We start from the raw sequence: 12,303 nt of genomic DNA, 5'->3' as shown, positions 1-12,303 counted from the left end.
CCGCCTCGTCGGGGTAGCCGCGCTGGTGCAGCAGGACGCCCAGGTTGTTGGCGGCGGCCCGGTCGCCGTCGGCGGTGGCGCCCCGCAGATAGGGCTCGGCGCCGGTGAGGTCGCCCCGGCGCAGGAGCAGCGCGCCGAGGACGCTCATCGACGCGGTGTCACCGGCGTCGGCCGCGCGGCGGTGGCGCGCCTCGGCCTCCACGCTGTCCGCGCTCGCCTCGGCCTCCGCCCGCTCGGCGTTCTCCACGCCGTCGGCGGCCTCGATGGTCCCTGCGGTCTCTGCGGTCGCGGCACTCTCCGCGTTCTCGGCGTTCTCGGCAGTCTGGGCGGTCTCGGCGCTCTCGATGGTGTCTTTGTACTGCTCGGCGGCAGCGGCAAACACCGCATCCGCCATCTTTTCCGCCGGATGGACGTGACCCCGCGCAAACCGCCCTGTCTTCAACAGAGTTGCCCTGTCCCCCATAAATACCATCGTCGCACCACCTGTAACCCGCGTACACCTGGTATATCGCGGTCAGTGACGTCACTTCAGCGTTTTGTCGACATGCCCACAGAGAGACAAGTCAAACACGTCCCCGGCCAACTCGTGCCCCTCGAACCGCACTTCACGCCCACCTCGTGAAACAGACCGTCAGAGCACGACGAAGGCCCGGATCCCCTGGAGGATCCGGGCCTTCGTCTTTCAGTAGCGGGGACAGGATTTGAACCTGCGACCTCTGGGTTATGAGCCCAGCGAGCTACCGAGCTGCTCCACCCCGCGTCGTTGTGTTCAAACCGTACCACGACGCGGAGGTGGAGCTTTACCGGGTTACTCAGCCCCCGCCCTCATCGCCCGCCTTGTCCGAAGCGCTGGCCTGGCTCGCCTTATCGCCCTTGTCGTTCTTGTCGGTCTTGTCCGCCTTGCCATCGTCGGACTTGTCGGCCTTGCCGTCGCCGGCCGCCTTGGACTGGGCCGCGGCCGCCCGCTCCAGCGCGTCCTGGAGATCGGTCTGCGCCTTGCCGTAGGCCGTCCAGTCCTGCTCCTTCAGCGCCGCCTCGCCTTCCGTGTACGCCTTCTGGGCATCGGCGATCGCCTTCTTGAGCGCGGCGTCTCCGGTGGCCGGCGGCTGACTGGTGTCCGGCGGCTCGGTCGTGTCGCCCGGTGGCTCGCTCGTATCCGTACCCTCGGCGCCGAACACGGCGTTCAGGGCCTCGCCGAGGCTGTTCTCGAAGACGATCTTCGAGCCGTACGAGGCGGCGACCTTGCGGAGCAGCGGGTAGTTCTGCGTACCACCGCGTGTGTAGACCGGCTCGATGTAGAGGAAGCCCCCTTCGAGCGGCACGGTCAGCAGGTTGCCGTACTCGATGTCGGAGTCGGTGCCCTTGAGGTTTCTCACGAACTCGGCGACGTCGTCGTTGCCGTTGAGCTCACTCTGCACCTGGCCCGGGCCCTTCACCGCACCGGTGACTCTCAGGAGCCTTATGGTGCCGTAGTCCTTGCTGGCCGCATCGGCGTCCACCGCCATGAACGCCCCCAGGTCGGGCCGCCCCTTCGGGGTGAACGTCGTGGTCAGCGAGAACTTCTGCGCCGTCTGACCCGGCATCTTTATGCTCAGGTAGTACGGCGGGACGGAGCCGGACTCCTTGTTGGTCGGGTCGTCCGGGACCTGCCAGGCGTCACTGCCGCTGTAGAACTGGGCGGGGCTCGTGACGTGGTAGCGGGTCAGCAGCTCGCGCTGCACCTTGAACAGGTCCTGCGGGTAGCGCAGGTGGTCCATCAGCTCCTGCGGGATGTCCGCCTTGGGCTTCACGGTCCCGGGGAACGCCTTGCGCCAGGTCTTCAGGACCGGGTCCTTCGTGTCCCACTCGTACAGCGTGACCGTGCCGTCGTACGCGTCGACGGTGGCCTTCACCGAGTTGCGGATGTAGTTGACCTGGTTCTGCTGGGCGACGACCGCGCGCTGGTTGGTGGTCAGCGAGTCGGCCGTGGTGTCACCGAGCGTGGTGCGCGAGGCGTACGGGTAGCCGTTGGTCGTCGTGTAGGCGTCGACCACCCACTGGATGCGCTTGTTCACCACGGCCGGGTAGGCGTCGCCGTCGATGGTGAGCCAGGGGGCCACCGCTTCGACGCGCTCCTTGGGCGTGCGGTTGTAGAGGATCCGCGAACCGTCGCCGATGGCGCCCGAGTAGAGGATCTGCGGCTCGCTGAACGCCACGGCGTACGCGGCGCGGTTGAACGTGTTGGAGAGACTGACCCCGCTGTCGCCCTTGTAGCTGGTGGTCTTCTCGCCGTCCTCCTCGTAGTCGAGCTCCTTCTGGGGCCCGCCGACGATGGAGTACTGCTCGGTCTTCTCGCCGTAGTAGATCTCCTGCTTGTACGTGCCCAGGTCGCCGGTGGTCGGCAGCCCGGACTCGGTGAAGTCGGGAGATCCCTTCGGGTTCTTGCCGGTCGTGGTCCCCCGGGCGGCGATGGCGCCGTATCCGTGGGTGTAGGTGAAGTGGTCGTTGATCCAGTTGCGCTTGGGGATGCCCTCGATGTTGAGCTCGCGCAGACCGATGACCGTGTCCTGCTCCTTGCCCGCGTCGTCCTTGTAGCGGTCGACGTCCAGCGTCTTGGGGAACTGGTAGTAGTTCCTCTTCTGCTGGAGCTGCTGGAAGGCCGGCGAGACGACGTTGGGGTCCATCACCCGGTAGCTGGCCGCGTCGTTGGCCGCCGCCCGGAGCTTGGCGTCGTCGTCCTCGGTGGACTTGCCCGTGTAGTCCGAGACCTGCGCGTCGTCGATGGCGTACGCGTTGCGCGTGGCCTCGATGTTCTTCCGGATGAACGGGGCTTCCTTGGCCTGCTCGTTCGGCTGGACCTGGAACTTCTGCACGATGGCCGGGTAGAGGCCGCCGATCAGGATGGCCGAGAGGACCATGAGGCCGAATCCGATCACCGGCAGCTGCCAGGTGCGCCGCCAGAGCGTCGCGAAGAACAGCACGGCGCAGATCGCGGCGATGCAGAACAGGATCGTCTTCGCCGGAAGGTACGCGTTGGCGTCGACGTACCGCAGGCCGGTCCAGTTGTCCGTGGCCTTGAAGTCACTGGACTTCACCGCCAGGCCGTACCGGTCGAGCCAGTACGCCACGGCCTTCAGCGCGACGAAGACCCCCAGCAGCACCGACAGGTGGCCGGTGGCCGCACCCGTCGCCCGCGCGCCGGGGCTGGTGACACGCAGGCCGCCGTACAGGTAGTGGGTCAGCGCGGCGGCGATCAGCGAGAGCACGGTGGCCGCGAAACCGAAGCCCAGCAGGAAGCGGTACCAGGGCAGGTCGAAGGCGTAGAACGACACGTCCAGATGGAACTGGGGGTCCTTCTGGCCGAACGACACGCCGTTCACGTACATCAGCCAGGTCCGCCACTGGCCCGAGGCGGAGGCCCCGGCGATCAGCCCGACCAGGGCGGTGACCGCGAGCAGGACCCACTTCTTGTACGGGGCGAGGCCCATCCGGTAGCGGTCCAGGCTCTGCTGCTCCAGCGACATCGCGCTCAGCGGCGGCCGGAGCCGGTGCGCGAGCCAGATGTTCAGTCCGACGGCCAGGGCCATCAGCAGCCCGAAGACGAGGAACAGCCCGATCTTGGTCCACAGGGTGGTGGTGAAGACGGACGAATACGCGACCGACCTGTACCAGAGCCAGTCCGTCCAGAACCCGGCGAACATGACGAACGCCATGGCGAGAATCGCCAGGACGCCCAGAGTCATGAGCAGGGTTCGGGCGCGCCGGGACGGGCGGCCGACTCTGATCCGTGGCCCGGTCGGGCCTCCGCCGCGGTCCGGCATCTGGAAAGCCAACGTGCGCACCTCGAAGTTCGCGGGTCGTGTGGAGCGGGCCCAGCGATCGTAGAGCCCATCCCTTCAACTTACTGATGCTTTACCTAGTTCCCGTTACGGGGTCGGAAGGAGGCAGGATGTTGCCCATGTCCAACGTTTCCCCCTCAGGCCCCCCGATGGCCGCGAGCCCGCTCACCGTCGCGGTGCTCGAAATCGACGAGTACGTCTCCACCCTCGGCTGGGACCAGCCGGCCCGTCTCTTCGCCCTGGTCGACACCGCGCGGCTGCGGGCCCAGGAGCCCGGTATCGCCGCTCAGCTCGGCCTTGACGACGACGGTGCGAAGACCGCCGCGCTGACTCCCGTGGAACAGGAGGAGCTGCCCGCGGGCACGGCGCTGGACGAGTTCCTCGCCACGATCGCCTGGCCCGACGCGGTCGCCGGGTGCGCGATGACGGTGGAGCGCCTGATGCTTCCGCCGTCCGCCGAGGCGTCCGTGCCGGAAGGGCTGGACGACAAGCGGCTGACCAAGTGGGTGGCCGAGCACCCCGACCGGCAGGAGGTGCGGATGACCGTGGCCGTCCTGCGGGACGGGGCGCGCGAGTCCGCCGTACGCCTGCGTGAGAAGGACTCGGCGAGCGAGGTGCTGACCGGTGCCGGTCTCGTGCCGGGGCTGGCCGAGGCTTTGGCGGCCACCTTCGAGTCCTGACCGCCCGCCGCATGTCGCGGGGGCGCGGTCAGCCCGCCGAGCAGCTCGGCAGCCCGGCCGTGTCCCCCGCGCGGAGCTTGTCCAGGGACTTCCTGGCGTCGTCGATGGTCTTGACCCGGATCAGGGTGAGCCCGTCGGGGGTGTCCGCCGCGGCGGCCTCGCAGTTGTCGTCGGGGGTGAGGAAGTAGCGGGCGCCCGCCTCGCGCGCGCCGACCAGCTTCATGGTGATCCCGCCGATCGGACCGACCTTGCCGGCGTCGTCGATCGTGCCGGTGCCGGCGATGAACTTGCCGCCCGTCAGCTGCCCCGGGGTCAGCTTGTCGAGGATGCCCAGGGAGAACATCAGCCCCGCGCTCGGGCCGCCCACATCGGCGAGCTTGATGTCGATGTCGAAGGGGAAGGTGTGGTCGGTCCCCGCCTGGATGCCGACGATCGCGCGGTCCCCCTCGGGGGCCTTCACCGTGGTGAGGGTGACCTTCTCGGTCCCCTCGGGCTTCTTGCCGGCCTTCTCGGCAGCCGCGGCGGTCTTGGCCGGGATCACCGTGAAGTCGACGTCCTGGCCGGGCTTGTGCTGGGTGACCAGCTTCGCGACGTCCTCGGGCTTGCGGACCGCGGTGCCGTCGACGTTCTCGATGATGTCGCCCGCGTGCAGCTTGCCCTGCGACGGGCTGCCCTTGACAACGCTGGAGACCACGACGTACGAGGTGACCGGGATGTTCAGCTCCTTGAGGGCCGCGACCTTGGCGCTCTCCTGGGACTGGCTGAACTCCTCGGCGTTCTCCTGCGTCGACTGCTCCTCGGTCTTGCCGTCCGGGTAGAGGGTGTCGTGCGGCACGACGACGCTGTCGTGGCCCAGCCATCCGGAGACGGCCTCGACCAGGTTCATGCTGTAGTCGGCGCCGGTGACGCGGACCGTCGTCATATTGAGGTTGCCGGACGTCTTGTACGTCTTGTGACCGGTGATCCGCAGAACCGGATCGCCCTCGACGTCACCGAGCGTGTTCACCGTCGGACCGGGAGACATCTCCGAGTACGGCACTTTGATCAGCACGCCTGCGCAGAGCAGCGCGATCAGGATCAGCGTGGAGGCGAGCATCGTCGCGGTGCGGCGTGGCATGGAACGACAGTACGGGAAGGGTCTCTCCGTGCACCGCCGGGGCCGGTCCGTACGGGGCCCGGGGCGGGTGCGTCGAGGACGCCGCCAGCGGCCTCAGACGTGGGACACCTGCTCCACCGGTTCGGAACCGGAGTGGGACTTCTCCATGGCTTCGCGGAACCGCGCGTATCCGGCAAGTTCCGTGACGTCACCGGTCGTGCGGTTGCGGGCGGCCCAGCTTCCCCATATCGCCGCGCCGAACGCGGCGAAAAGCGGAATCAACAACCAGGCGAGCGCTGCCATGCCGACCTCCCTACCCCCTGATGCGGCCGACTGGCCGATCAGCAGATTAACCGTCTGGAAAACCAACGCTCGTGGCAGGGGTGCGGTTACGCAAATCGGGGCGGATGCCCGCCGTTCCGGTTTGCGTTCAGCAGGCCCCGACCCATTCCTCCGTACCGTCCGAGAAGCGCTGGTGCTTCCAGATCGGCACCTCGTGCTTGAGGTCGTCGATGAGCTTGCGGGAGGCCGCGAACGCCTCCGCGCGGTGGGGGCAGGAGACCGCCACGACGACCGCGATGTCACCCACCCGCAGTTCACCCACCCGGTGGACGGCGGCCAGCGCCCGGACCGGGAAGTCGGCGACGACCTTCTCCGCCACCCGGCGCAGCTCGTCGGCGGCCGAGGGGTGGCACGAGTAGCCGAGTCCGTCGACGTCCTGACCACCGTCGTGGTCACGCACGGTGCCGACGAAGAGGGTGGTACCGCCCGCGGCCTCGTCGCCGACCGCCTGGAAGACCTCGTCCACCGACAGCGGCGTGTCACGGATGTCCAGCAGCCGGATCGGGTCCTGCGCCGTCTGCTCGCCGGGGTGGTCGTACGTGAGTGCCATGACCCCCATCGTGCCGTACCGCACCGACAACACGGAATTGCCGATTCACCCGGCGGGGCGCGCCCCGGCTTGGAGCCTTCTACAGGGTGCTCAGATCCGGCGGCGGGCCTTGCGGGCGCGGCGCACCAGGGCCGCGGTTCCGAGGAGGGCGACGGTCGCCCCGGCGGCACCGGCCGCGGTGGCGTCCTTGCGGCCGAGGCGGCGGCCGGCGACGGTGTGGCGTCCCTCCACCTCTTCCAGGAGCGCGGCGAGCACCTCCTCGTTGGTCCAGGCCGGGCGCCAGCCGGCGTCGTGCAGCCGGCTGACGCTGACGACCCAGGGGTGCATGGTGTACGCCAGGTCGCCCGCGGGCGAGGGGGTCAGGCCGATCCGGTGCAGCCGGGCCGCGGCGCCGAGCGCGACGGCGGAGGGGAGCTCCATCCGGCGCACCCCGCTCAGCTCCTCGACCTCCTCCTGTTCCAGCCAGCCGTCGCAGCCGACCGCGAACTCGCCGTCGATCTTCTCCAGGGCGGCGTATTCCAGCGCCGTGACCAGGTCCTCCACGTGGCAGAACTGCCAGGCGGGCCGGGAGCCGGCGACCACGAGCAGCCGGGGCGACTCGAAGTAGCGGGTCAGCGCGGTGTCCGTGCCGCCGACGAGCACGGCGGGACGCACGACGGTGACGTGCAGCCCGGGGTGGGCGCGCGGGGCGCGGCGGCCGAGCCGTTCGATCTCCAGCAGGTCGCCGACGCCGGTGGCCTCGGCGGTGGCCCGCAGCTCGGCGTCCTCGGCGAGCGGGAGGTCGTTGTCGGGCAGCGCCCCGTAGACCATCGCGGAGGTGCACAGGACGACGCGGTGGACGCCGGCGGCCGCGGCGGCGGTCAGCACGGTCTGGGTGCCCCGCACGTTGTAGGCGGTGCGCGCGGCGGGGTCGGTCTCCAGGTCGAGGTCGAGCGCCAGGTGGACGACGACGTCCGCGCCGCGCAGCTTCTCGGCGATCGCGGGGTCGCGGACGTCGAGGAGGTGCCAGGTCGCGTCGGGGACCTCGCCCCGGCGCTCGTCGATGGCGACGACCTGCTTGATCTCCTCGGAGGCGGCGAGGCGTGCGGTGAGCAGCTCGCCGACACCCGTCGCGGCTCCGGTGACGGCCACGACCGGGCCACGGCCTCCGGACCGGCCGGGGACGGATTTCTTCTCGGATGACGGGTCGGCCAGGTTTCGCGCTGCGCGAACCTGCGGATCTGGGGAACTCACCGGGCGTCTCCAGCGGTTGTCTTCAGTACGTACCCGCGTGACACGTACGTACCAGGTGGCGTCCATCCTGCCGCAGGGCCGGACCGGGCGGAGCACTGAGGCCCTGAGCGGACTTGGTGTCTACGCTGGATGGTGATGTCGGGCAGTCGCCGCCGGTTCCCCCGGCGGCCCTACGAGCCGAGGAAACCCGTGAGTGACACCCCATTCGGATTCGGCCTTCCGCCGGAGGAGCCGGACGACGGCGACCAGGGCAAGAAGAACGACCCCACCGGAGGTGGGCAGGGTTCGGGCGGTCCGGCGAACCCGTTCGGCTTCGGCCCCGGCGCGGGCGGTGACAACCCCTTCGCCGCCATGTTCGGCTCGATGAACCCGAACGACCTGGGCGCCGCCTTCCAGCAGCTCGGCCAGATGCTGAGCTACGAGGGCGGGCCCGTCAACTGGGACATGGCCAAGCAGATCGCCCGGCAGACGGTGTCGCAGGGCACGCCGGACGGCTCCAAGGACGCCAGCGTGGGCCCCGCCGAGCGCTCGGCGGTCGACGAGGCGCTGCGCCTGGCCGACCTCTGGCTGGACGGCGTGACGTCGATGCCGTCCGGTGCCATCTCCAGTGTGGCGTGGAGCCGCGCGGAGTGGGTCGAGGCGACGCTCCCGGCCTGGCAGCAGCTGGTGGACCCGGTCGCCGAGCGGGTGGGCCTCGCCATGGGTGATGTGCTGCCCGAGGAGATGCAGGCGATGGCGGGCCCGCTGATCGGCATGATGCGGTCGATGGGCGGCGCGATGTTCGGCCAGCAGATCGGGCAGGCCGTCGGCGTGCTGGCGGGCGAGGTGGTCGGCTCGACCGACATCGGGCTGCCGCTGGGCCCGGCGGGCCGGGCCGCGCTCCTTCCGCTGAACGTGGAGCGGTTCGGCAAGGACCTGTCGGTCCCGCAGGACGAGGTGCGGCTGTACCTGGCGCTGCGCGAGGCCGCCCACCAGCGGCTCTTCGCCCATGTCCCGTGGCTCCGCTCGCACCTGTTCGGCGCCGTCGAGGGCTACGCGCGCGGGATCAAGGTCGACACCAGCAAGCTGGAGGACGTGGTCGGCCAGTTCGACCCCTCGCAGCCCGAGCAGCTGCAGGAGGCCCTTCAGCAGGGCATGTTCCAACCGGAGGAGACGCCGGAGCAGAAGGCGGCCCTGGCCCGCCTGGAGACGGCCCTCGCGCTGGTCGAGGGCTGGGTGGACGCCGTGGTGCACAGTGCCGCGAAGTCCCGGCTGACCTCGGCCGACGCGCTGCGCGAGACGATGCGCCGGCGCCGTGCGTCCGGTGGCCCCGCCGAGCAGACGTTCGCCACGCTCATCGGCCTCCAGCTGCGTCCGCGCCGGCTGCGGGACGCCTCGCGGCTGTGGGCCTCGCTCACCGACGCCCGCGGTCTTGAGGGGCGCGACGCGCTGTGGGAGCACCCCGACATGCTCCCGACCGCTCACGACCTGGACGACCCGGACGGCTTCGTCCACCACGAGCAGATGGACTTCTCGGAGCTGGACAAGATGCTCGGCGAGGCGGCGAACGGCCCGGAGAAGCCCGCGCCGGGGGCGGGTGCCCCGGACGACGCCACGGACAAGGGCGACACCGACGGCAAGGACGACACCGACAAGTGAGCCTGCACGACGACGCCGTCCTCGTACTCAAGGGTTACGGGGCGGGGGCCGGCGCCGCCCAGGAGGAGCTGCGCGACTCGTATCTGGAGCACCTGGCGCGCCATCCGGACGGCATGTGGAAGTCCTGTGGGGCCGGGCATCTGACGGCCAGCGCCCTGGTCGTGGACCCGGAGCGCGGCCGGGTGCTGCTCACCCTGCACCGGAAGCTGCGGATGTGGCTGCAGATGGGCGGCCACTGCGAGCCCGGTGACGCCACGCTCGCGGCGGCCGCGCTGCGGGAGGCGACGGAGGAGTCGGGGATCGGCGGGCTGACGCTGCTGCCGGGCGGGCCGGTGGTCCTGGACCGGCATCCGATCCCCACGCCGTGCCAGTGGCACCTGGACGTGCAGTACGCGGCGGTGGCGCCGGCAGGAGCGACGGAGAGCATCAGCGACGAGTCGCTGGACCTGCGCTGGTTCGCGTACGAGGAGGTGGCCGGAGTCGGCGACGCCTCGGTGGCCCGGCTGGTGGAGCGTACGCGCGCGGCGCTGGCGGGCGGCCGGTAGCGCGCCGTACAACGCGGGAAACGGTGAGGGGCGGCCTCCTGGGAGGCCGCCCCTCACCGTGTGCCGTCGTAGTGGCTCAGCTCCAGGCGTTGTTCTGGTTCTGGCCGTGCGCGCCGTGCTGGCCCATGCCGTACTGGGCGGCGAGGCCCTGTCCGATCTGGGCGTTCTGCGGCGGCATCAGCTCGCTCGGCTGCACCAGGGCGAAGCCCTGCCCGAGGAAGCTGAGCTCCCAGCCCTCACCGGTGTTGCCGCGCCGGCGGAAGACGCCCGAGGAGTGCGTCTGGGCCTGCATCTGCACCCGCAGCGAGGTCGACCAGGCGACGATCGCGTCGGCGTCGGCGCTGACGTACTTGTCGGGCGTGACCTGCATCATCAGCGGCTGGCCCGAGGTCATCAGGGCGACCTTGCCGGTGCCGGAGATGTTGAGCTGGTACTTGCCGGTGCCCGAGATGCCGTACTGGCTGTCCACCGCGATGACCTCGGTGTGCAGCGAGGAGTCGAGCGCCAGGACGTAGGAGCTGTCCACGGTCAGGCCGTCGTGGTCGACGTCCACGACGTGGATGTACTGCGCCAGGTTGGCGAGGTAGACGGTGCCCTGCCCGGAGCAGCGCATCAGGTCCAGGCCCTCACCGGTGTGGGCGCGGGAGCGGCGCTGGGCGTTCGACTGGTACTCGCCGTCGAACTCCATCAGCCCCTGGTAGGCGACCATGGCGCCCTTGCGGGCGAGGACGTCGTCGTGGCCGGTCAGCGCGACCCGCAGAAGCTGCGGGTTCTGCATGGTGTAGCGCTCCTGCGACTGCTGTTCCGTGAGGCCGAAAAGCGAACTCTGCATGGTGTGTTCTCCCTCCCCGTCAGTGCCGGACGCGCAGCCGGTCGGTGCTGTCCTCGCTCGGCTGGACGACGACGATCCCCTGGCCGGAGAAGGCCATCTGGAACGCCTCGCCGCTGCCCCGCCCGATGAGCGAGGACGCCTTGAAGCTGCGCTTGCCCTTCACCTTGAGGTTCGGGGACCAGGCGACCAGCGCGTCCGGGTCGACGTACGTCTCGTCCTCGCCGCGTCCGCAGTCGACGACGATCGGTGTGCCGCGCGAGGTGATCGCGACCCAGCCGGTCCCCGAGATGCAGACGTTCCACAGGCCCTGTCCGGCGAACTTGGCGAGGCCCTTCACCCGCTCGACGCCCCAGGTGAGGTGGCCGTCGAAGGCGAGGACGTTGGTTCCGTTGACCGAGAGGGAATCGTTGTTGAGGTTGATGACGACGACGTCGGCGCCGTAGTCGGCGAGGTAGAGCAGCCCGTCGCCGGTGCACTTCATGAGGGGCGCGCCCTCGCCGGTGATCCACTGCGAGGCGATCTGGCGGACGGCGGGCGGGTTGGGCTCGTACTGGATGAAGCCCTCGTACGCGACCATCGATCCGGTGCGCGCGTAGAGGTCCTGGCCGGTCGCCATGGCGACCTTCAGCATGGAATGGCCGTGGTTCTCCATCCGTGCCGTGACGGGGGTCGGGGCGTAGCCCGCGAGTTGCTGGTTCATGACGGGCTCCCTCAGACCTCGTAGGGCTGGACGACGATGAAGTTACCGGGGGCGCCCCGGAACTGGAGGTTCACGGTCTCGCCGCTGTGTCCGGGGTAGGCGTTGCGGCGCAGCCGGACCTGGCTGGAGATGATCACCTGGGACGCGGACGACCACGCCACCACGGCGTTGCAGTCGGCGAAGGTGGTCGGCGTGACCGGCAGGACCACGGGGACGCCGTGCGTCTTGACGACGAGGGTGCCGGAGCCCTGGAACTGCATGGTGAACAGGGCGCCGCCGGGAATGCCGTGGCCCTCGATGCGGCGGACCTCGTACTGGAGCGACTCGTCGAAGGCGAGCACGTTCTCGGCGGAGACGCAGACTCCGTCGCCCTGGAGCTCGATGGAGTGCAGATGGGCGCCCTCCTCGGCGAGGAAGACCTGGCCCCGGCCGGTGCAGCGCATGAGCTGCATCTCCTGGCCGGTGGCGTTGCCCACCATGCGGCCGGCGAAACCCGCACCCTTGTAGCCGAAGTCGACCTTGCCCTGGTACATGACCATGCTGCCCTGCCGGGCGAGCACTCCCGTACCGCCCATGGTCAGGTCGACCCGCATGAGCTGCTGGTTCTGCGGGGTCCAGCGCTGTCCGGTCGCGGCTTCCTTGTACGGCTGGAGCGCGGCCTGAAGACCGGCGCCGGCCGCCTGCGGAGCGCCGCCGGGCATGCCCTGCGCGCCCGGCGGCATGCCGGGAGGCTGCTGGCCGTACGGGGACGGCGCCTGCTGTCCGTAGGGCGCGGGGGCCTGGCCGGGGACCTGCCCGAACTGCTGCTGGGGCGGGTGGGGCTGCTGCCCGAAATGCTGCGGCGGCTGGCCGGGCTGCCCGTACGGGGC

At 70.0% G+C, this 12,303-nt stretch carries 11 protein-coding genes, 1 tRNA gene and 1 pseudogene; 3 read left to right on the top strand and 10 right to left on the bottom strand.

The annotated features are described in order from the left end of the window. From G3I41_RS24080 to G3I41_RS24070, 3 genes and pseudogenes are all read right to left on the bottom strand, one after another. Window positions 1-472: pseudogene (locus G3I41_RS24080) on the bottom strand (sel1 repeat family protein); the annotation flags it as partial. A gap of 214 nt (window positions 473-686) precedes the next feature. Further along, window positions 687-760 (bottom strand) — tRNA-Met (locus tag G3I41_RS24075). 52 nt (window positions 761-812) lie between these two features. Next, on the bottom strand, window positions 813-3,800 hold the full coding sequence (locus G3I41_RS24070) for a UPF0182 family protein (RefSeq protein WP_203601576.1): 2,988 nt from the start codon (window positions 3,798-3,800) through the stop codon (window positions 813-815). A 128-nt stretch (window positions 3,801-3,928) separates the two neighbouring features. Here G3I41_RS24070 and G3I41_RS24065 point away from each other — a divergent pair, with 128 nt between their 5' ends. Beyond that, the gene (locus G3I41_RS24065; RefSeq protein WP_239081803.1) at window positions 3,929-4,498 is read left to right on the top strand and encodes a PPA1309 family protein; all 570 of its coding nucleotides are present in this window, start codon (window positions 3,929-3,931) and stop codon (window positions 4,496-4,498) included. 28 nt (window positions 4,499-4,526) lie between these two features. Here G3I41_RS24065 and G3I41_RS24060 read toward each other — a convergent pair whose 3' ends face one another. From G3I41_RS24060 to G3I41_RS24045, 4 genes are all read right to left on the bottom strand, one after another. Beyond that, entirely contained in the window at window positions 4,527-5,615 is a 1,089-nt protein-coding gene (locus G3I41_RS24060; protein ID WP_164402479.1) for a PDZ domain-containing protein, read from the bottom strand. 93 nt (window positions 5,616-5,708) lie between these two features. After that, the gene (locus G3I41_RS24055; RefSeq protein ID WP_164402478.1) at window positions 5,709-5,897 is read right to left on the bottom strand and encodes a hypothetical protein; all 189 of its coding nucleotides are present in this window, start codon (window positions 5,895-5,897) and stop codon (window positions 5,709-5,711) included. A gap of 127 nt (window positions 5,898-6,024) precedes the next feature. After that, on the bottom strand, window positions 6,025-6,486 hold the full coding sequence (locus G3I41_RS24050; RefSeq protein WP_164402477.1) for a molybdenum cofactor biosynthesis protein MoaE: 462 nt from the start codon (window positions 6,484-6,486) through the stop codon (window positions 6,025-6,027). Between the two features lie 90 nt (window positions 6,487-6,576). Further along, a complete protein-coding gene (locus G3I41_RS24045) occupies window positions 6,577-7,719 on the bottom strand; it encodes an SDR family oxidoreductase (RefSeq protein WP_164402476.1) in 1,143 nt (380 codons plus the stop codon). A 189-nt stretch (window positions 7,720-7,908) separates the two neighbouring features. Between G3I41_RS24045 and G3I41_RS24040 the strand changes: the two genes are divergently transcribed. After that, window positions 7,909-9,357 (top strand): zinc-dependent metalloprotease, encoded by a 1,449-nt coding sequence (locus tag G3I41_RS24040; protein ID WP_164402475.1) that lies wholly within the window; start codon window positions 7,909-7,911, stop codon window positions 9,355-9,357. Next, window positions 9,354-9,902: an NUDIX hydrolase gene (locus tag G3I41_RS24035; RefSeq protein WP_164402474.1), complete on the top strand. Its 549-nt coding sequence runs from the start codon at window positions 9,354-9,356 to the stop codon at window positions 9,900-9,902. Before G3I41_RS24040 ends, G3I41_RS24035 begins: the two co-directional genes overlap by 4 nt. Window positions 9,903-9,978: 76 nt before the next feature. Here the strand turns inward: G3I41_RS24035 and G3I41_RS24030 are convergent, their stop codons facing one another. From G3I41_RS24030 to G3I41_RS24020, 3 genes are all read right to left on the bottom strand, one after another. Beyond that, the gene (locus G3I41_RS24030; protein WP_164402473.1) at window positions 9,979-10,734 is read right to left on the bottom strand and encodes an AIM24 family protein; all 756 of its coding nucleotides are present in this window, start codon (window positions 10,732-10,734) and stop codon (window positions 9,979-9,981) included. A 19-nt stretch (window positions 10,735-10,753) separates the two neighbouring features. Continuing rightward, complete coding sequence (locus G3I41_RS24025; protein WP_164402472.1) at window positions 10,754-11,434, bottom strand: AIM24 family protein; 681 nt, start codon at window positions 11,432-11,434, stop codon at window positions 10,754-10,756. Between the two features lie 11 nt (window positions 11,435-11,445). After that, window positions 11,446-12,303, bottom strand: an 858-nt coding sequence (locus G3I41_RS24020) for an AIM24 family protein (RefSeq protein ID WP_164402471.1), incomplete at its 5' end; no start/stop codon positions are given.

This window comes from Streptomyces sp. SID9727 (genome assembly GCF_010550605.1).
GTDB lineage: Bacteria > Actinomycetota > Actinomycetes > Streptomycetales > Streptomycetaceae > Streptomyces.
The sequence above is the reverse complement of the archived record's forward strand: the minus strand, read 5'-3'. Positions and strand labels throughout refer to the sequence as shown.